The sequence below is a fragment of the Mycobacterium sp. genome, from assembly GCF_019247635.1.
In the GTDB taxonomy this organism is placed as follows: Bacteria; Actinomycetota; Actinomycetes; order Mycobacteriales; family Mycobacteriaceae; genus Mycobacterium.
Genome location: NZ_JAFBAR010000105.1, coordinates 12971 through 31136, shown reverse-complemented (window position 1 = coordinate 31136; position 18166 = coordinate 12971). Strand labels below are relative to the sequence as shown.

At 65.4% G+C, this 18166-nt stretch carries 26 protein-coding genes; 24 read left to right on the top strand and 2 right to left on the bottom strand.

Features of this window, described 5'->3' with window-relative positions; translation table 11 throughout:
- The first annotated feature begins 27 nt into the window (after positions 1 to 27).
- The 9 genes from rplB (at position 28) to JO236_RS17840 (ending at position 7323) form a co-directional block, all read left to right on the top strand.
- Entirely contained in the window at positions 28 to 870 is an 843-nt protein-coding gene (gene rplB / locus JO236_RS17880; protein ID WP_293333346.1) for a 50S ribosomal protein L2, read from the top strand.
- Between the two features lie 15 nt (positions 871 to 885).
- Positions 886 to 1167 carry a 30S ribosomal protein S19 gene (gene rpsS / locus JO236_RS17875; protein WP_025738376.1) on the top strand — a complete coding sequence of 94 codons (282 nt, stop codon included), beginning with the start codon at positions 886 to 888 and terminating at the stop codon, positions 1165 to 1167.
- On the top strand, positions 1164 to 1745 hold the full coding sequence (gene rplV / locus JO236_RS17870; protein WP_293333339.1) for a 50S ribosomal protein L22: 582 nt from the start codon (positions 1164 to 1166) through the stop codon (positions 1743 to 1745). Before rpsS ends, rplV begins: the two co-directional genes overlap by 4 nt.
- Positions 1745 to 2572, top strand: coding sequence for a 30S ribosomal protein S3 (gene rpsC / locus JO236_RS17865; protein WP_293333336.1), 828 nt, complete (start codon positions 1745 to 1747; stop codon positions 2570 to 2572). Before rplV ends, rpsC begins: the two co-directional genes overlap by 1 nt.
- A 3-nt stretch (positions 2573 to 2575) precedes the next feature.
- A complete protein-coding gene (gene rplP, locus JO236_RS17860; protein ID WP_085233446.1) occupies positions 2576 to 2992 on the top strand; it encodes a 50S ribosomal protein L16 in 417 nt (138 codons plus the stop codon).
- A complete protein-coding gene (gene rpmC, locus JO236_RS17855; RefSeq protein WP_293333331.1) occupies positions 2992 to 3228 on the top strand; it encodes a 50S ribosomal protein L29 in 237 nt (78 codons plus the stop codon). Before rplP ends, rpmC begins: the two co-directional genes overlap by 1 nt.
- A complete protein-coding gene (rpsQ, locus tag JO236_RS17850) occupies positions 3225 to 3605 on the top strand; it encodes a 30S ribosomal protein S17 (protein WP_293333328.1) in 381 nt (126 codons plus the stop codon). The genes rpmC and rpsQ overlap by 4 nt, the downstream gene beginning before the upstream one ends.
- Positions 3606 to 3825: 220 nt before the next feature.
- Positions 3826 to 6174, top strand: coding sequence for an arylsulfatase (locus JO236_RS17845; RefSeq protein ID WP_293333325.1), 2349 nt, complete (start codon positions 3826 to 3828; stop codon positions 6172 to 6174).
- A gap of 216 nt (positions 6175 to 6390) precedes the next feature.
- Positions 6391 to 7323 carry a DUF4436 domain-containing protein gene (locus JO236_RS17840; RefSeq protein ID WP_416362279.1) on the top strand — a complete coding sequence of 311 codons (933 nt, stop codon included), beginning with the start codon at positions 6391 to 6393 and terminating at the stop codon, positions 7321 to 7323.
- Between the two features lie 11 nt (positions 7324 to 7334).
- On the opposite strand, the gene pstS is transcribed toward JO236_RS17840, so the two are convergent.
- Complete coding sequence (gene pstS, locus JO236_RS17835; protein ID WP_416362278.1) at positions 7335 to 8465, bottom strand: phosphate ABC transporter substrate-binding protein PstS; 1131 nt, start codon at positions 8463 to 8465, stop codon at positions 7335 to 7337.
- Positions 8466 to 8885: 420 nt separating this feature from the next.
- Between pstS and JO236_RS17830 the strand changes: the two genes are divergently transcribed.
- The 15 genes from JO236_RS17830 (at position 8886) to rplO (ending at position 17124) form a co-directional block, all read left to right on the top strand.
- Positions 8886 to 9836 (top strand): DUF4436 domain-containing protein, encoded by a 951-nt coding sequence (locus JO236_RS17830; RefSeq protein ID WP_293333319.1) that lies wholly within the window; start codon positions 8886 to 8888, stop codon positions 9834 to 9836.
- A gap of 36 nt (positions 9837 to 9872) precedes the next feature.
- On the top strand, positions 9873 to 10775 hold the full coding sequence (locus JO236_RS17825) for a formylglycine-generating enzyme family protein (protein ID WP_293333316.1): 903 nt from the start codon (positions 9873 to 9875) through the stop codon (positions 10773 to 10775).
- Positions 10776 to 11081: 306 nt separating this feature from the next.
- Entirely contained in the window at positions 11082 to 11942 is an 861-nt protein-coding gene (locus JO236_RS17820; RefSeq protein ID WP_293333394.1) for a DUF4436 domain-containing protein, read from the top strand.
- A 23-nt stretch (positions 11943 to 11965) separates the two neighbouring features.
- On the top strand, positions 11966 to 12244 hold the full coding sequence (locus JO236_RS17815) for a type II toxin-antitoxin system Phd/YefM family antitoxin (RefSeq protein ID WP_293333313.1): 279 nt from the start codon (positions 11966 to 11968) through the stop codon (positions 12242 to 12244).
- Positions 12225 to 12620, top strand: a complete 396-nt coding sequence (locus tag JO236_RS17810; protein ID WP_323802172.1) for a PIN domain-containing protein — start codon at positions 12225 to 12227, stop codon at positions 12618 to 12620. Before JO236_RS17815 ends, JO236_RS17810 begins: the two co-directional genes overlap by 20 nt.
- 216 nt (positions 12621 to 12836) lie before the next feature.
- Positions 12837 to 13205, top strand: coding sequence for a 50S ribosomal protein L14 (rplN, locus tag JO236_RS17805; RefSeq protein WP_066962997.1), 369 nt, complete (start codon positions 12837 to 12839; stop codon positions 13203 to 13205).
- Positions 13206 to 13523, top strand: a complete 318-nt coding sequence (rplX, locus tag JO236_RS17800) for a 50S ribosomal protein L24 (RefSeq protein ID WP_293333296.1) — start codon at positions 13206 to 13208, stop codon at positions 13521 to 13523.
- Positions 13523 to 14086 (top strand): 50S ribosomal protein L5, encoded by a 564-nt coding sequence (rplE, locus tag JO236_RS17795; protein WP_293333293.1) that lies wholly within the window; start codon positions 13523 to 13525, stop codon positions 14084 to 14086. The genes rplX and rplE overlap by 1 nt, the downstream gene beginning before the upstream one ends.
- A 4-nt stretch (positions 14087 to 14090) precedes the next feature.
- Positions 14091 to 14276: a type Z 30S ribosomal protein S14 gene (locus JO236_RS17790; protein ID WP_011739072.1), complete on the top strand. Its 186-nt coding sequence runs from the start codon at positions 14091 to 14093 to the stop codon at positions 14274 to 14276.
- Positions 14277 to 14449: 173 nt separating this feature from the next.
- A complete protein-coding gene (rpsH, locus tag JO236_RS17785) occupies positions 14450 to 14848 on the top strand; it encodes a 30S ribosomal protein S8 (protein WP_293333290.1) in 399 nt (132 codons plus the stop codon).
- A gap of 10 nt (positions 14849 to 14858) precedes the next feature.
- Positions 14859 to 15398 carry a 50S ribosomal protein L6 gene (gene rplF, locus JO236_RS17780; RefSeq protein WP_293333287.1) on the top strand — a complete coding sequence of 180 codons (540 nt, stop codon included), beginning with the start codon at positions 14859 to 14861 and terminating at the stop codon, positions 15396 to 15398.
- Positions 15399 to 15433: 35 nt separating this feature from the next.
- Positions 15434 to 15802, top strand: coding sequence for a 50S ribosomal protein L18 (rplR, locus tag JO236_RS17775; protein WP_293333391.1), 369 nt, complete (start codon positions 15434 to 15436; stop codon positions 15800 to 15802).
- 19 nt (positions 15803 to 15821) lie between these two features.
- Entirely contained in the window at positions 15822 to 16484 is a 663-nt protein-coding gene (gene rpsE, locus JO236_RS17770; protein ID WP_293333284.1) for a 30S ribosomal protein S5, read from the top strand.
- 2 nt (positions 16485 to 16486) lie between these two features.
- On the top strand, positions 16487 to 16687 hold the full coding sequence (gene rpmD / locus JO236_RS17765) for a 50S ribosomal protein L30 (RefSeq protein ID WP_293333281.1): 201 nt from the start codon (positions 16487 to 16489) through the stop codon (positions 16685 to 16687).
- Positions 16684 to 17124, top strand: coding sequence for a 50S ribosomal protein L15 (gene rplO / locus JO236_RS17760; protein WP_293333278.1), 441 nt, complete (start codon positions 16684 to 16686; stop codon positions 17122 to 17124). Before rpmD ends, rplO begins: the two co-directional genes overlap by 4 nt.
- A gap of 77 nt (positions 17125 to 17201) precedes the next feature.
- On the opposite strand, the gene JO236_RS17755 is transcribed toward rplO, so the two are convergent.
- The gene (locus tag JO236_RS17755; RefSeq protein ID WP_293333275.1) at positions 17202 to 18128 is read right to left on the bottom strand and encodes an LLM class flavin-dependent oxidoreductase; all 927 of its coding nucleotides are present in this window, start codon (positions 18126 to 18128) and stop codon (positions 17202 to 17204) included.
- Between the last annotated feature and the right edge of the window lie 38 nt (positions 18129 to 18166).

Genomic DNA, 18166 nt, shown 5'->3' with positions numbered 1-18166 from the left:
GAGCGCGAGAGAAAGACCTGATTAGACATGGCAATTCGCAAGTACAAGCCGACGACCCCCGGTCGTCGCGGCGCGAGTGTGTCCGATTTCGCCGAGATCACGCGGTCGGAGCCGGAGAAGTCGTTGGTGCGCCCGCTGCACGGTCATGGTGGGCGCAACGCCCACGGCCGGATCACCACCCGCCACAAGGGTGGTGGCCACAAGCGGGCCTACCGAGTGATCGACTTCCGCCGCAATGACAAGGACGGTGTCAACGCCAAGGTCGCACACATCGAGTACGACCCGAACCGCACCGCAAACATCGCACTGCTGCACTTCCTGGACGGAGAGAAACGGTACATCATTGCACCGCAAGGACTCTCGCAGGGCGATGTGGTGGAGTCGGGCCCCAACGCCGACATCAAACCGGGAAACAACCTGCCGCTACGCAACATCCCTGCGGGTACCTTGGTGCACGCGGTGGAGCTGCGTCCCGGCGGTGGCGCCAAGCTGGCGCGCTCTGCTGGCTCGAGCATCCAGTTGCTCGGCAAGGAGGCCAGCTACGCCTCGCTGCGCATGCCCAGCGGTGAGATCCGGCGCGTCGACGTGCGGTGCCGCGCCACCGTCGGTGAGGTGGGCAACGCCGAGCAGGCAAACATCAACTGGGGCAAGGCCGGGCGCATGCGGTGGAAGGGCAAGCGCCCGTCGGTCCGTGGCGTCGTGATGAACCCGGTGGACCACCCGCACGGCGGTGGGGAGGGCAAGACCTCTGGTGGCCGTCACCCGGTGAGCCCATGGGGCAAGCCCGAGGGCCGCACCCGCAATCCGAACAAGGCCAGCAACAAGCTGATCGTCCGACGCCGGCGCACCGGCAAGAAGCACTCGCGGTAAGAGGAGTAGCCAACCATGCCACGCAGCCTGAAGAAGGGCCCGTTCGTCGACGACCATCTGCTCAAGAAGGTCGACGTGCAGAACGAGAAGAACAGCAAGCAGGTCATCAAGACCTGGTCGCGGCGGTCGACCATCATTCCCGACTTCATCGGCCACACCTTTGCCGTGCACGACGGGCGCAAGCACGTCCCGGTGTTTGTCACCGAGGCGATGGTCGGTCACAAACTTGGTGAGTTCGCACCTACGCGCACCTTCAAGGGGCACATCAAGGACGACCGGAAGGCCAAACGGCGATGAGCACCACCACCACCGAATTTCCGACCGCGGTCGCCAAAGCACGGTTCGTGCGGGTGTCGCCGAGAAAGGCGCGCCGGGTGATCGACCTGGTGCGCGGCAAGACGGTGTCAGAAGCGTTGGACATTCTGCGCTGGGCGCCGCAGGTCGCGAGCGAGTCGGTCGCCAAGGTGATCGCCAGCGCAGCGGCCAACGCGCAGAACAACAATGGCCTCGACCCGGCCTCCCTGGTGGTAGCCACGGTCTACGCCGACGAGGGCCCCACGGCCAAGCGCATCCGGCCGCGCGCCCAGGGGCGGGCGTTCCGGATCCGCCGTCGTACCAGCCACATCACGGTGATCGTGGAAAGCCGGCCGGTCAAGGACCAGCGGTCGGCGAAGTCGTCGCGGGCCCGCCGCGCCGAGGGCAGCAAGGCCGCCGCGAAGAAAGCGCCGGCCAAGAAGGCCCCGGCCACCAAGGCTGCAGCCAGTTCGCCCGCCAAAAAGGCTCCGGCCAAGAAGGCTCCGGCCAAGGAGGCTCCGGCCAAGAAGGCTCCGGCCAAGACCTCTGCGGCTTCTGAAGCGAAGGGAGGCTCCGACTAGTGGGCCAAAAGATCAATCCGCATGGCTTCCGCCTCGGTATCACCACCGATTGGAAGTCGCGTTGGTATGCCGACAAGCAGTACGCCGAGTACGTGAAGGAAGACGTCGCGATCCGTCGGTTGCTGTCCACCGGTCTGGAGCGCGCGGGCATCGCCGACGTCGAGATCGAGCGCACCCGTGATCGGGTCCGGGTGGACATCCACACCGCGCGGCCGGGCATCGTCATCGGCCGCCGCGGCACCGAGGCCGACCGCATCCGCGCCGACCTGGAGAAGCTGACCGGCAAGCAGGTCCAGCTGAACATCCTCGAGGTCAAAAACCCTGAGTCGCAAGCACAATTGGTGGCCCAGGGCGTTGCCGAACAGCTGAGCAACCGGGTGGCGTTCCGCCGCGCGATGCGCAAGGCCATCCAGTCGGCCATGCGTCAGCCGAACGTCAAGGGCATCCGGGTGCAGTGTTCGGGCCGCCTCGGTGGCGCCGAGATGAGCCGTTCGGAGTTCTACCGCGAAGGCCGCGTGCCGCTGCACACGCTGCGCGCCGACATCGACTACGGCCTCTACGAGGCCAAGACAACCTTCGGCCGGATCGGCGTGAAGGTGTGGATCTACAAGGGCGACATCGTTGGTGGCAAGCGCGAATTGGTTGCCGCCGCGCCGGCGGGCGCCGACCGGCCGCGCCGCGAGCGGCCGTCGGGCACCCGCCCGCGTCGCAGCGGCGCGTCGGGCACTACGGCCACTAGCACAGAGGCCGGACGGGCTGCAGGCGAGGAATCCGCGGCGTCGCCTGACGCGGCGCCTGCCCGCGAACCGCAGAGCACGGAGAGCTGAATCATGTTGATTCCCCGCAAGGTTAAGCACCGCAAGCAGCACCACCCACGCCAGCGCGGCATCGCCAGCGGCGGCACGCAGGTGAACTTCGGCGACTACGGCATCCAGGCGCTCGAGCACGCCTACGTCACCAACCGTCAGATCGAATCCGCGCGTATCGCCATCAACCGTCACATCAAGCGTGGCGGCAAGGTGTGGATCAACGTCTTCCCCGACCGCCCGCTGACCAAGAAGCCCGCCGAGACCCGGATGGGCTCCGGTAAGGGCTCGCCGGAGTGGTGGGTGGTCAACGTCAAGCCCGGTCGAGTGCTGTTTGAGCTCAGCTATCCCAACGAGCAAACCGCCCGGGCCGCGCTCACCCGCGCGATCCACAAGCTGCCGATCAAGGCGCGCATCGTGACCCGAGAGGAGCAGTTCTGATGGCAGTGGGAGTGTCGCCAGGCGAACTGCGGGAGCTTACCGAAGAGGAGCTCACCGAGCGTCTGCGCGAGTCCAAGGAAGAATTGTTCAACCTGCGCTTCCAGATGGCGACCGGCCAGCTCAGCAATAACCGCCGGCTCCGCACGGTGCGCCAGGAAATCGCGCGTATCTACACCGTGCTGCGCGAACGAGAGTTGGGCCTGGCATCTGGTCCTGACGGAAATAAGGAATCGTGATGGCAGAAGCCAAGAAAGAGGCTGCCCCGAAGAAGGCGCCCGCAAAGACCGCCCCCAAGAAGGCCGCCCCGACGGCGGCCGCGTCAAAAGACAAGGGGCCCAAGCACACTCCGAGCACACCCAAGCCGCGTGGGCGGCGCAAGACCCGCATCGGTTACGTGGTGAGCGACAAGATGCAGAAGACCATCGTGGTCGAGCTGGAAGACCGTATGCGCCACCCGCTGTACGGCAAGATCATTCGGACCACCAAGAAGGTCAAGGCGCACGACGAGAACAGCGTCGCAAGCATCGGCGACCGTGTCTCGTTGATGGAGACGCGTCCGATATCGGCGACCAAACGGTGGCGCCTCGTTGAGATTTTGGAGAGGGCAAAGTAGCCCTTCGGCGAGCAGCCGCAAAAGCCCCCGCACACTCGGCGTGTCGGGGGCTTTTGCGTCTGGTGGCGCGGCGTGCCGACAGCGCTTGCCGGGCCTTCGCAATCGCACACCGTCCGCCAGGACAAATCCTCAGCTGATTGCTACCTCACGCGTGTAATGTCCACGGACGTTCGGTATGTCCGCGCTCGGAGTTGATCCATCAGGGAAGTGAGGCTGGGCGGTGGCTGAATTCAACGGCAAGATCGAACTCGATATTCGCGATTCCGAGCCGGACTGGGGCCCGTACGCGGCACCGACCGCACCGGAGAACTCGCCGAACGTTCTCTACCTGGTCTGGGACGACACCGGCATCGCGACCTGGGACTGCTTCGGCGGCCTGGTCGAAATGCCCGCCATGAGCCGGATTGCTGAGCGCGGCGTGCGGCTGTCGCAGTTCCACACCACGGCGCTGTGCTCGCCGACTCGGGCGTCGCTGCTGACCGGACGCAACGCGACGACCGTAGGCATGGCCACCATCGAAGAATTCACCGACGGATTCCCCAACTGTAACGGCCGAATTCCGGCCGACACCGCGCTGCTCTCCGAGGTGCTCAACGACCACGGCTACAACACCTACTGTGTCGGCAAGTGGCACCTGACCCCGCTGGAAGAGTCCAGCATGGCGTCGACCAAGCGGCACTGGCCGACCTCGCGTGGCTTTGAACGTTTCTACGGCTTCATGGGCGGTGAGACCGACCAGTGGTACCCCGACCTGGTTTACGACAACCACCCGGTCAACCCGCCCGGCACACCCGAGGACGGTTACCACCTGTCGAAGGACATCGCCGACAAGACCATCCAATTCATCCGCGACGCCAAGGTGATCGCGCCCGACAAGCCGTGGTTCAGCTACGTGTGCCCCGGCGCCGGGCACGCGCCGCATCATGTCTTCGCCGAATGGGCCGACAAGTACGCCGGCAAGTTTGACATGGGTTATGAAAAGTACCGCGAAATCGTGCTGGAGAATCAGAAGTCGATCGGCATCGTGCCGGGGGACACCGAATTGTCGCCCGTCAACCCGTATCTTGACGTCAAGGGACCCCAAGGCGAGCCCTGGCCGCTGCAGGACACGGTCCGGCCGTGGGATTCGCTCAATGACGAGGAAAAGAAACTGTTCAACCGGATGGCCGAGGTGTTCGCCGGCTTCCAGAGCTACACCGACGCGCAGATCGGCCGGATCTTGGACTATCTCGAGGAATCCGGCCAGTTGGACAACACGATCATCGTGGTGATCTCTGACAACGGCGCCAGTGGCGAGGGCGGCCCGAACGGATCGGTCAACGAGGGCAAGTTCTTCAACGGCTACATCGACACCGTCGAGGAAAGCATGAAGCTCTTCGACCACCTCGGTGGGCCCGATACCTACAACCACTACCCGATCGGGTGGGCGATGGCCTTCAACACGCCCTACAAGCTGTTCAAGCGCTACGCCTCGCACGAAGGCGGTATCGCCGACCCGGCAATCATCTCGTGGCCCAACGGTATTGCCGCGCACGGTGAAATTCGCGACAACTACGTCAACGTCAGCGACATCACCCCGACCGTCTACGATCTACTCGACATAACACCGCCGGACACCGTCAAAGGTATTTCACAAAAACCATTGGACGGCGTGAGTTTCAAAGCGGCCCTTCAGGATTCCGACGCCGACACCGGCAAGACCACCCAGTTTTACACCATGCTGGGCACCCGCGGGATCTGGCATAAGGGCTGGTTCGCCAACACCGTGCATGCCGCCACACCGGCGGGCTGGTCACACTTCGACGCCGACCGCTGGGAGCTCTACAACATAGAGAAAGACCGAAGCCAGTGCCACGACCTGGCCGCCGATAACCCAGGCAAGCTCGAAGAGCTTACGGCGCTGTGGTTTTCCGAGGCCGCCAAGTACAACGGGCTACCGCTGGCCGACTTGAACCTCATGGAGACGCTGACACGTTTCCGGCCCTACCTGGTCGGCGAACGATCCAGCTACATCTACTATCCCGACTGCGCCGACGTCGGCATCGGGGCCGCCGCCGAGATACGGGGTCGTTCGTTCGCCGTGCTGGCCGAGGTGACGGTGGATAGCACCGGCGCCGAAGGCGTGCTGTTCAAGCAGGGCGGCGCGCACGGCGGGCACGTGTTGTTCATCCAGGACGGCCGCCTGCACTACGTCTACAACTTCCTCGGTGAGCGCCAGCAGTTGGTGTCGTCGACCAGGCCGGTACCGTTGGGCAGGCATCTGCTCGGCGTGCGCTATGCGCGGACCGGAACCGTGCCGAACAGCCACACACCATTGGGCGATCTCACGCTCTACTTCGACGACGACGCGGTCGGCACGCTTGCCGACGTGCAGGCGCACCCCGGAACGTTCGGGTTGGCGGGTGCGGGCATCACCGTCGGCCGCAACGGCGGTTCGGGGGTGTCCAGCCGCTACAAGGCGCCGTTTACGTTCACCGGAGGCACCATCGCCCAGGTCACCGTGGACCTGTCGGGCCGGCCCTACGAGGACGTGAAAAAGGGTCTTGCGCTTGCCTTTTCGCGTGATTAGCCGCTAGGCGGTGCTGGTGCGCGGGGTTGCCGCCGCGGCGGCCGCAGCACGCGTCCCCGGGACGCGCCACTTCGAAGCAGGGTTGGAGGAAATGCCGTGCTGGTATCGACCCGACTGCTAGCATCTGCCGCGGGCGGGCTCTGACGAGCCGATCCTGTTCATCCGGTTGCGCCGCGTTGGCGACGCGGCCCTCACCCAGCCCGGGAGGCGGTAACCATGACCATGCAGGCTCCGCCATCGGAGGCCGAGTCAGCGGGCTCGTCGTCACGAGGACTGCGCGTGGCCGCCACGCTCGGGATCCTGGCGGCCGTCGCGGTGGTTTATGTCGTCTCGCTGATTTCGGTGCATCTGTTGGCCAAATCGGCGCCCGCGCTTCCCCCGGTGGATTTCGACAAGATTGAGGCCGAGGACAGCGTCGTGCAGGTGCGCCTCGAGAAGCTGGACACCGTGGCAAACCGTCTGACGGTGAATGTGCTTGTCTATCCCAAGGATTCGTTGTACGACAAGAACTTTGGGGTGCTGACGACAGACGCGTCCGTGCGGCTGTATCCAGACAACGACTTGGGCGACTTGCAATACCCAGTGGGCAAGGCACCAGCACAGGTCAGCACCAATCTCGTGGCGCACGGCGATCCCGGTAACTGGCCCTTCGACTCCTACAGCACAGACGAGATCGCCGCCGACGTCTTCACGGGTTCCGGGGCGACCAAAGAAAAAGCACTGGCCCGCGTCGAGGTGATCGGAAAATTGGACGGCTGGGACGCGACCGTCACCCGAATGCACGATCCCGCCGATCCCCCTGATGTTCAGGACAACGTGCGGATCACGTTGTCCAGGTCGAAGGGATCGTTGATCTTTGATATCGGCATCTGCCTGGTCCTAATCGCCCTGCCCGTGTTGGCGCTATGGGTGGCCATTCCCATGGCGCTGGGCAGAACCTCGTTCTTGCCGCCGTTCATAACCTGGTACGGCGCAATGCTTTTCGCCATCGTCCCGTTACGCAACATCCTGCCGGGTGGGCCACCATTCGGATCGTGGATCGACCAAGCCGTCGTGCTGTGGGTGTTGATAGCGGTGGTCGCCGCGATGACCTTGTTCGTGGTCGCCTGGTGGCGCTCCAGGGATCGAAAGTCGCCGAAAAAGTCCTGACCCGGCCGGGGTCAGCTCGTCGGCTCCTTGGATGGCGCACCACCCATGGCGTCGACGGCGTTCGAGACTCGTGATTGGAAGTCAGTCGACAGCGGTATGTAGCCCTGTTTGTTGAGGTCGACCTGGCCCGGGCCAATTGCGGCCTGCAGGAAGGCCTTGACGGCCTGGGCCTGGTCGGAGGTGGGATATTTCGAGCAGACGATCTCGTAGGTGGCCAACACGATCGGATAGACGTCGGGTTGGGCGGGGTTGTAAAACGCCGAAAGATCGAGCACGAGGTCGTTGCCCCGGCCGATGATCTTGGCGCCGCTGATGGTCTTGCCGACCGTGTCGGTACCGATCCGCACCGGTCGTAGCGACCTACGGCTTGCAGGTGTTTTGATCTCGGCGGCGTAGAGGCCCTGCTCGAGCGCGAAGGACAATTCGTTATAGCTGATCGCGCCCTCGGTCGATTTCACCAGGCTCGAGGTGCCCTTGTTGCCCACGGCCCCGGTGCCGGCGCCGCCGTTAAACGTTTTGCCGGTGCCTTGTTTCCAGACTCCGCCGGAGGCGCCCTGCAGATAGGACTGGAAGTTATCGGTGGTGCCCGAGGCGTCGCTGCGGTAGATGACCCGGATGTCCTCGGCGGGCATGGATGCGTTGAGCGCGGTGAGGGCCGGGTCGTCCCAGCGGGTGATGGTGCCGTTGAAAATCCTGGCAATTGTGGGCGCGTCGAGCACCAGAGAGTCGACGGCGCTGAGGTTGTAGGTGATGGCCAGGGGGCTGAAGACCACGGGCAGGTTCCAGGCGTCGGCACCGCCGCAGCGCTGCTTGGCGGCGGCGTACTGTTCCACGCTAAGTGGCGTGTCCGATCCCCCGAAATCGGTTTTACCGGAAAGGAATTCGCTGATTCCGGCTCCCGAACCGTTGGCGTCGTAGGTTAGCGTCTGGGTCCCGCAGGCCTTGTGATAGGCGTCGATGAACTGGGTCATCGCGTGGGACTGCGCGGTCGAGCCGCTGGCCGTCAGAGTCTGCTTGCCGCCGCAGTCGACCTTGGCCCCGCTGGCATACGGCAGGGTCGCGTGGGCGTTGCTGCATGCCGAGAGTGCCACCGCGGCCGCGGCCAGCATGCTCATGGCGGCACTCGGTCGTGTGTGCTTCACATTCATTGCCCCCTTGAGAACAACAGACGGCGAGACTGATCCCGATGTGTTTGACCTGCGGCCGAGCTGGCGAACAAACCTGTACCGACCCGCTCGGACACATCGGTGCCCGGCGTCGGCGGCGAGCTCGGTTGTCGGTGGGATCCCCGCGATGGGCCGGTCACCCCGATTTCGACACATGATGACATTTACAACTAGTGAAACCGGCGCGCAAGCAAACATCAGACGAACTGGTCGAGGTCACCGGATGAATGCCTGGTGTTATCGGATTTCCTGTGGTCCCCGACGGCCTGACGGGATCCGCCGGGCAGCGCGCGCGGCCGCCGGCGGCCAATTCCGCGTGTTCGCCGCGCCGGGGGGCGCTGGTTCGCTAACATCTGAGTCTCGCGCGTCCCCCGGCCCCCACGGAGGTAACGACAGATGTCCCATCAGGCTCCCCCGCCCCCGCCCCCGGCGCCGCCGGAGACCCCCCGACCCGCACCCCCGCCCGAGACGCCTCCGCCCGCGCACGATCGACGAGGGCGGCGCCTCCTGATCGGGTTCGGCATACTCGTGGCGTTCCTCGCCGTCTATTCGCTGTCGTTGTTCGGCGTTCACTTGCTGTCGAAATCGGCCGAGCCGCTCAAGCCGCCGAACGAGAACGCCACCGACGACACCGTTGTGCTGGTTCGCCTCGAGGAGCTGAAAACCGTCGCGAACCGACTCTCGGTGAAGGTGCTGGTGATTCCCGAGGAGAAGATGTACGACAAGCGGCTCGATGTGCTGATCCAAGACACCGCGGTGCGCATGGATCCACCCAACGATGCGGGCGACCTGGTCTATCCGGCAGGAAAATCGCCGGCCATGGTTGCCACGACGATCGAGGCGCACGGCGATCCCAATAACTGGCCGTTCGACTCCTACTCAACCGACACCCTGTCGGCCGATGTGCTCGTCGGGCAGGGCGATGCACGCCAATACGTCCCGGCCCGCGTCGAGGTAGCCGGGGCGCTGGACGGCTGGGACGTCAGCGTCAAGCGCGTCGGCGAGGCCAGCCAGGACTCGGATCGTCCCGACAGCGTGATCATCACGTTGCACCGGGCCAGGGGTCCGCTGATCTTCGACCTGGGTATCTGCCTGGTCCTGTTCGCCCTGCCCACCCTGGCATTCGCGGTGGCCATTCAAATCGCTTTGGGTAGAAGGAAGTTCGTCCCGCCGTTCGTGACGTGGTTCGCGGCGATGTTGTTCGCCGTCATCCCCATCCGAAACTTCCTGCCCGGCTCACCGCCGCCGGGGGCGTGGATCGACCAGGCGCTGGTGATCTGGGTGCTGATAGCCCTCGTCGGCGCGATGGCGCTCTACATGCTCACGTGGTATCGACAATCGGAGTAGAGCGTTTCGGCCGCCGTTTCGCCCTACCCTGGGGTGATGCTCACCGAGCTCACCGGGCTAGTCGACCTTCCGGGCGGGTCATTCCGGATGGGCTCGACGAGTTTCTACCCCGAAGAGGCGCCGATCCATACCGTGACGGTGGCTCCGTTCGGGGTGGAGCGGCACCCGGTGACCAACGCGCAATTCGCTGAATTCGTCGCCGCCACAGGGTATGTGACGGTCGCCGAGCAGGCGATAGACCCTGCGCTGTACCCCGGGGTGAATGCCGACGACCTGAGCCCGGGGGCCATGGTGTTCCGGCCCACCCCGGGCCCGGTCGATCTGCGTGACTGGCGGCAGTGGTGGGTCTGGGTGCCGGGCGCGCATTGGCGCCGCCCGTTCGGGCCCGGCGGCCCCGACGGCGGGGACCGGGCCGATCACCCGGTCGTGCAGGTCGCCTATCCCGACGCGGCGGCCTATGCGCGCTGGGCGGGAAGGCGGTTGCCCACCGAGGCCGAGTGGGAGTACGCGGCCCGCGGTGGCAGCGCCGAGACATACCCGTGGGGCGACGAGGCAAGACCCGGTGGGCAATTGATGGCCAATACCTGGCAAGGGAGGTTCCCGCACCGCAACGACGGCGCGCTCGGCTGGGTCGGGACGTCCCCGGTGGGGTGGTTCCCGCCCAACGGTTTCGGGCTGGTCGACATGATCGGCAACGTCTGGGAGTGGACCGCCACCGAGTTCTCCGCGCATCACAAGCTCGATCAGCCGCCGAAGGCCTGTTGCGCGCCATCGGGCCCTGCAGATCCGACCGTCAGCCAGACGTTGAAGGGTGGCTCGCACTTGTGTGCGCCGGAGTACTGCCACCGTTACCGACCCGCGGCCCGGTCTCCGCAATCACAGGACACCGCGACCACCCATATCGGCTTTCGCTGCGTGGCGGACCTGGCGTCAGGCTGAGTTGTCGCGCACCCGGCGCAGAGCAAACCCGCACCTGCCGTCTGCAGCAGGTGAGATCGCCGAGGCGACCGGCGGGTAACCGCTGGGTGGCCTACGGATGAACCCGTATCGGTCGGAGCGCGAGCTCGGCGCGCGTTCGCTAGCATCTGACCCCGTGTTGCCCCGACGAGCGATACTGCGCCGCCCCGTGTCGGGAGGCGACCGGTGACCACTGAGGCGCCCTCGACCCCGCCGCCGGCCGAGGCTGAGGCCCGTCCGCCTAGCCAGGAAAAGCGGCCGGCACAGACGAAGTCGGACAGACCCCGCATCGTGATCGGGGTGATCGTCCTGGTCGTGGTCGCCAGCGCGTACGTGCTCTCGCTGGTCGGTGTTCACTTGCTGGAGAAATCGGAGGGCCCGCTGCCTCCGCTGGATCTGAGCCAGGGCGGAGGCGATGCGACCATCGTGCAGCTTCGCCTCGAGGAGTTGAAGCCGGTCGCCAACCGCCTCGGGGTGAATGTGCTTGTGTATCCCGGTGTTTCGGCGTATGACAATCGCTTCGATGTTTTGGGCACCGACGTCGCCGTGCGCCTGTACCCGACCAGCGATCTGGGCGACCTGCACTACCCCAAAGGCAAGGCCCCGGCGCAACTGAGCACCACCGTCGAGGCGCACGGTGACCCCGGTAACTGGCCGTTCGACTCCTACAGCACCGAGCCGATCTCGGCGGACGCGTTCGTCGGGTCGGGCGACAACGTGAAAAAGGTGCCGGCCCGGGTCGAAGTAACCGGATCGTTGGACGGCTGGGAGGTCAGCGTCAACCGCGTCAAAGACCCCGCCGCGCTGCCGACCTCACGCGCCGTCGACAACGGGAATGTGGTCATCACCCTCAAGAGGGCCAAGGGCCCGTTGATCTTCGACCTGGGCATCTGCCTGGTGCTCATCAGCCTGCCCACCCTGGCGCTGCTGGTTGCCATTCCGATGGCGTTGGGGAGGCGGAAGTTCTTGCCGCCGTTCGCCACGTGGTACGCCGCGAACTTGTTCGCCATCGTCCCGCTCCGCAACATCCTTCCCGGGGCGCCACCGCCCGGCTCGTGGATCGACCAGGCGATCGTGCAGTGGGTGTTGATCGCGCTGGTGACGGCGATGAGCTTGTACATCGTGGCCTGGGTCCGGCAAGGGGATTGAGGCGCATTCCGTTCATGTAGACCATGATCGACATCACGACTAAGCTGCTGGTCATGGACAGGGTCGGCATGCGCGAGCTGAGGCAGAATCCTGCCCCGGTTTTACGGGCTGTCGAGAAAGGCGCCGAGGTGACGGTGGCGGTGAACGGCCGTCCGGTAGCTCGAATTGTGCCTTACGAGACACCGGCATGGGTTGACGGCGAACGCGCTTCACGCATCTATACAGCTCCTGTGGACGCGGGGTGGGAAGCAGAATTAGCCGCGATCCGCGAGGACGAGACACTTGCCGACCCCTGGCAGTAGGCGGGTTCTCCTCGATACAAGTGTGTTGGTCGCCGACGATGTGGACTTGTCCGGATTGGTTTGCCAGATCAGCGCCGTCAGTTACGCCGAGCTGCATTTCGGGGTGCAGTCCGCGAGCAGCGACAAGGTCCGACTGGCACGGCAGCACCGGCTGACCTTGATTCAGGCGACCTATGGGCACGGTTTGGCGTTCACCGACGACACGGCTCACCACTACGGCCTGATATGTGGGCGATTACGGCAGATTGGTCGTAGCCCGCGTGGCCGTGCACTCGACCTCATGATCGCTGCGACTGCCCTTAGCCTCGGTGTCCCGCTGATTACTCGCAACGCCGGAGACGTGGTTCGGGTCGGCGTCGAGATACTGGAGCCCTGACGCGGGCGGCAAATGCGTAGTGGGCAAATGCGTGAATTTGGTGCTGAGCAGGTCTTCCCCTAAACTCCAGGGGTTGCCTTGGGCAGACCTCGGCTGGTGCATACCGGCCCCGCGTGCCCTTCGGTGACTACCGCTTTACAAGACCGCACGTCAGGTTTTTCGGTGGGCCCTGCTTGCCTCCTGCCGTGCACACGTCCACTCAGGTCAGGAGATCTAGTGATTCAGCAGGAATCGCGGCTGAAGGTCGCCGACAACACCGGCGCCAGGGAGATCTTGTGCATCCGGGTGCTCGGCGGTTCGTCGCGACGCTATGCCGGCATCGGTGACGTCATCGTTGCCACCGTCAAGGAGGCTATCCCCGGAGGCAACGTCAAGCGTGGCGAAATCGTCAAGGCGGTCGTGGTGCGCACCGTCAAGGAGCGCAGGCGTCCCGACGGCAGCTACATCAAGTTCGACGAGAACGCGGCCGTGATCATCAAGCCCGACAACGACCCGCGCGGAACCCGTATCTTCGGGCCGGTCGGTCGCGAACTGCGCGAGAAGCGATTCATGAAGATCATCTCGCTGGCCCCGGAGGTGTTGTAAATGAAGGTCCACAAAGGGGACACCGTGCTGGTCATCGCCGGCAAGGACAAGGGCGCCAAAGGCAAAGTGCTGCAGGCTTATCCGGCTCGCAACCGGGTGTTGGTCGAGGGCGTCAACCGGATCAAGAAGCACACCGCGGTTTCGACCACCCAGCGCGGGGCACGCTCGGGCGGCATCGTCACCCAGGAGGCCCCCATCCACGTCTCCAACGTGATGGTGGTCGACTCCGACGGCAAGCCCACTCGCATCGGCTACCGGGTTGACGAGGAGACCGGCAAGCGGGTCCGCGTCTCCAAGCGCAACGGCAAGGACATCTGATGACCACTGCACAAAAGGTTGAGCCGCGCCTAAAAGAGCGCTACCGCAACGAGATTCGAGATTCGCTGCACAAGCAGTTCGGCTACGGCAACGTCATGCAGATCCCGACGGTGTCCAAGGTTGTCGTCAACATGGGCGTCGGGGAAGCGGCCCGGGACGCGAAACTGATCAACGGCGCCGTCACCGACCTGGCGCTGATCACCGGGCAACGGCCCGAAATCCGCAAGGCGCGCAAGTCGATTGCCCAGTTCAAACTGCGCGAGGGCATGCCGATCGGGGTCCGGGTGACCCTGCGCGGCGACCGGATGTGGGAGTTCCTCGACCGCCTCACGTCGATCGCGCTGCCCCGTATCCGTGACTTCCGCGGGCTGTCGCCCAAGCAGTTCGACGGTGTCGGCAACTACACCTTCGGGCTGGCCGAGCAGTCGGTGTTCCACGAGATCGACGTGGACAAGATCGACCGGGTCCGCGGCATGGACATCAACGTCGTCACCTCGGCGACGACCGACGACGAAGGACGAGCGCTGTTGCGGGCCCTCGGCTTTCCGTTCAAGGAGAACTGAGCAGATGGCGAAGAAGGCACTGGTCAACAAGGCCGCGCGCAAGCCGAAGTTCGCGGTGCGCGGCTACACCCGCTGCAGTAAATGCGGCCGTCCGCGCGCGGTCTTCCGCAAGTTCGGGCTGTGCAGGATCTGCCTGCGCGAGATGGCGCACGCGGGCGAGTTGCCCGGCGTGCAGAAGAGCAGCTGGTAAAGACACAGGACAACAGCGCGACAGGCCCGGACCGGGAACCACCGCGAGGAAGGTGACAGACACTGTCATGACCGCGTTATCGACGATGCAGAGCGCAGCGACGAAGAGGAGTGGCGCTCGATGACCGCCCAGCGACGATGCAGCGCGCAAGCGATGAGAAGGAGCGGGCGCATATGACCATGACGGACCCGATCGCAGACTTCTTGACACGTCTGCGCAACGCCAATTCGGCGTACCACGACGAGGTGAGTTTGCCGCACTCGAAGCTCAAGGCCAATATCGCCAAGATCCTCAAGAGCGAGGGTTACATCAGCGACTACCGGACCGAAGACGCCCGGGTCGGCAAGGCGTTGGTTGTCCAGCTCAAGTACGGGCCCAGCCGGGAGCGCAGCATCGCCGGTCTGCGGCGGATCTCCAAACCCGGTCTGCGGGTGTATGCCAAATCCACCAACCTGCCGCGGGTACTCGGCGGCCTGGGCGTGGCGATCATCTCGACCTCCTCGGGCCTGTTGACCGACCGGCAGGCAGCCAGACAGGGCGTGGGCGGCGAAGTCCTCGCATACGTGTGGTGAGGGGATAGATATGTCGCGCATTGGTAAGCAGCCGGTTTCGGTGCCCGCGGGCGTCGACGTCACGATCGACGGCCAGAACGTCTCGGTGAAGGGCCCCAAGGGAACCCTGGAGCTGACGGTCGCCGAGCCGATCACGGTGGCGCGCAACGAGGACGGCGCTATCGTGGTCACCCGGCCCGATGACGAGCGGCACAACCGCTCGCTGCACGGCCTGTCCCGCACCCTGGTGGCCAACCTGGTGACCGGGGTGACCGAGGGTTACACCACCAAGATGGAGATCTTCGGGGTCGGTTACCGCGTGCAGCTCAAGGGTTCCAACCTGGAGTTCGCGCTCGGCTACAGCCACCCCGTGGTGATCGAAGCACCGGAAGGCATCACGTTCGCGGTCCAGGCACCGACGAAGTTCACCGTCTCCGGGATCGACAAGCAGAAAGTCGGCCAGATCTCGGCGAACATCCGCCGTCTGCGCCGCCCCGACCCGTACAAGGGTAAGGGCGTGCGCTACGAGGGCGAGCAGATCCGCCGCAAGGTCGGAAAGACAGGTAAGTAGTCATGGCGCAATCACAGACGGAAACGCGAAAGCCGGTGGGACAGAGCGTATCTGCGAGTCGACGGGTCGCCCGCCTGCGCAGGCACGCACGGCTGCGCAAAAAGATCGCGGGCACCCCGCAGCGTCCGCGACTGGTGGTGCACCGGTCCGCACGGCACATTCACGTGCAGCTGGTGAACGACGAAAACGGCACCACGGTGGCCGCGGCGTCCTCGATCGAGGCCGACGTACGTGGTCTCGAGGGCGACAAGAAGACGCGCAGCGTGCGGGTCGGGCAGCTGATCGCCGAGCGGGCCAAGGCCGCCGGCATCGACACCGTGGTGTTCGACCGCGGCGGATACACCTATGGCGGACGGATCGCGGCGCTGGCCGATGCCGCCCGCGAGAACGGATTGAGTTTCTGATGAACGAGAGGACCGCATAATGGCGGAGCAACCGGCTGGTGCCGGAGACGGCCGTGACACGCGCGGTGACCGGGAGGGCCGGGGCCGGCGCGACGGCGGCCGGGGTGGCCGCGACCGCGACGGTGACAAGAGCAACTACCTGGAGCGCGTCGTCGCCATCAATCGCGTCTCCAAAGTGGTCAAGGGTGGCCGACGGTTCAGCTTCACCGCCCTGGTCATCGTCGGCGACGGCAACGGCATGGTCGGTGTCGGCTACGGCAAGGCCAAGGAAGTCCCGGCCGCGATCGCCAAGGGCGTCGAAGAGGCCCGCAAGGGTTTCTTCCGGGTGCCGCTGATCGGGAGCACCATTACGCACCCGGTGCAGGGCGAGGCGGCCGCGGGCGTGGTGCTGCTGCGTCCCGCCAGCCCGGGAACCGGTGTGATCGCCGGCGGTGCCGCCCGCGCGGTGTTGGAATGCGCTGGGGTGCATGACATTCTGGCGAAATCGCTGGGCAGTGACAACGCCATCAACGTCGTGCACGCCACGGTGGCGGCGCTCAAGATGCTGCAGCGTCCCGAGGAGGTTGCGGCGCGCCGCGGCCTGCCGATCGAGGACGTCGCCCCCGCCGGGATGCTGAAGGCCCGCCGGGAAAGTGAGGCGTTGGCCGCCTCCAATTCAGCACCGCGTGAGGGAACGGCGTAGCCATGGCAGAGCTGAGGATCACCCAGGTGCGCAGCACCATCGGGGCGCGCTGGAAGCAGCGCGAGACCCTGCGCACGCTGGGCCTGCGGAAGATTCGTCATTCGGTGATCCGCGCGGACAACCCGCAGACCCGCGGGCTGATCGCCGTGGTGAGCCACCTCGTCGAGGTGGAACCGGCCGAGTCCGGAGGTAAAACGAAATGACCATCAAGCTGCACGACCTGCGGCCCGCACCGGGGTCGAAAACCCCACGCACCCGCGTTGGCCGGGGCGATGGCTCCAAGGGCAAGACCGCGGGCCGCGGTACCAAGGGCACCAAGGCCCGCAAGAACGTGCCGGCGACCTTCGAGGGTGGGCAGATGCCGATCCACATGCGGCTGCCAAAGCTCAAGGGATTCCGGAACCGCTTCCGCACCGAGTACGAGATCGTCAACGTCGGCGACATCAACGGGCTGTTCCCCGAGGGCGGCACCGTCGGCGTGGATGAACTGGTGGCCAGGGGCGCGGTCCGCAAGAACTCGTTGGTCAAGGTGCTCGGCGACGGCAAGCTGACCGTCAAGGTCGACGTGTCGGCACACAAGTTCAGCGGCAGCGCACGCGAGAAGATCACCGCCGCCGGCGGCTCGGTCACCGAGCTGTAGCCCCGAGCAGACGTAAAAGCCCCCGACACGCCGAGCGTGCGGGGGCTTTTACGTCTGCTCGCGCCACCTCACCGAGCCTAACCGAGTCGCGGAATGACCTCGGCGGCAAGGCGTTCCATCTGCTCGCGATTCTGCGCGACGTCGGGGCCGACGGGATTGAGCAGCAGCATCTGTGCGCCCGCATCGATCACCTCGGCCAGCCCGCGGACCACATCGTCGGCCGTGCCCGACACCGGAACCGCGTCGACGCCTGGCATGGCGCCGTAGATGGCGCGCAACCCGGCGAGCACACGTTGGCGGGCGCGCGCGGCGTCGTCGTCGACCATCAGGTACACCCGCTTGCCGATGGTGAAGCCGGCGGGGTCCTTGCCCTGTTCGTCGAGTTCTCGGCGCAGCACCGGGACCGCTTCGGCAAACGCGGCGGTCGTCGATGAGCCGGCGCCCAGAAACGCATCGCCGTGGCGCACCGCCCTGGCCAGCGCCTTGGGCACGTGGCCTCCGAACCAAATGGGCGGGTGCGGCCGCTGCACCGGTTTCGGTTGGATGGGCAGGTCGTTCACGTCGCGGAACCGGCCGTGAAACCTCACCCGCGCCTCGTCGGACCAGGCCGCCTTCATCAGCTGTAGGCCCTCGGTGAAATAGCTTATGTACGTAGACTTTTCCACACCGAAGGCCGCGAACTGGCGGAAGCCACCGCCGGGTGCCACGCCGATGTCCAGCCGCCCGTGGCTGACCCGGTCGACGGCGGTCAGGGCCGATGCCAACTGCAGCGGATCGTGCAGGGACGTCACCAGCACGGCGACTCCGAGGCGCAGCCGCTCGGTACAGGCCGCGCAATACGCCAGCAGCTCCAGCGGGGCCAGCAGCGGAGCCTCGCCCACGATCTGCTCGAGGACCCAGCCGCCCTCGAAGCCAAGTTCCTCGGCGCGGGCCAGATAGGTGCGCAGCCCAGCTGCGTCGAAGCCATCCGAGTCGAATTGTGGGATAGCGATCGAGAACCTCACGTCACCACCGTACGTTGGCCGCTCGGTAGGCTGGACAA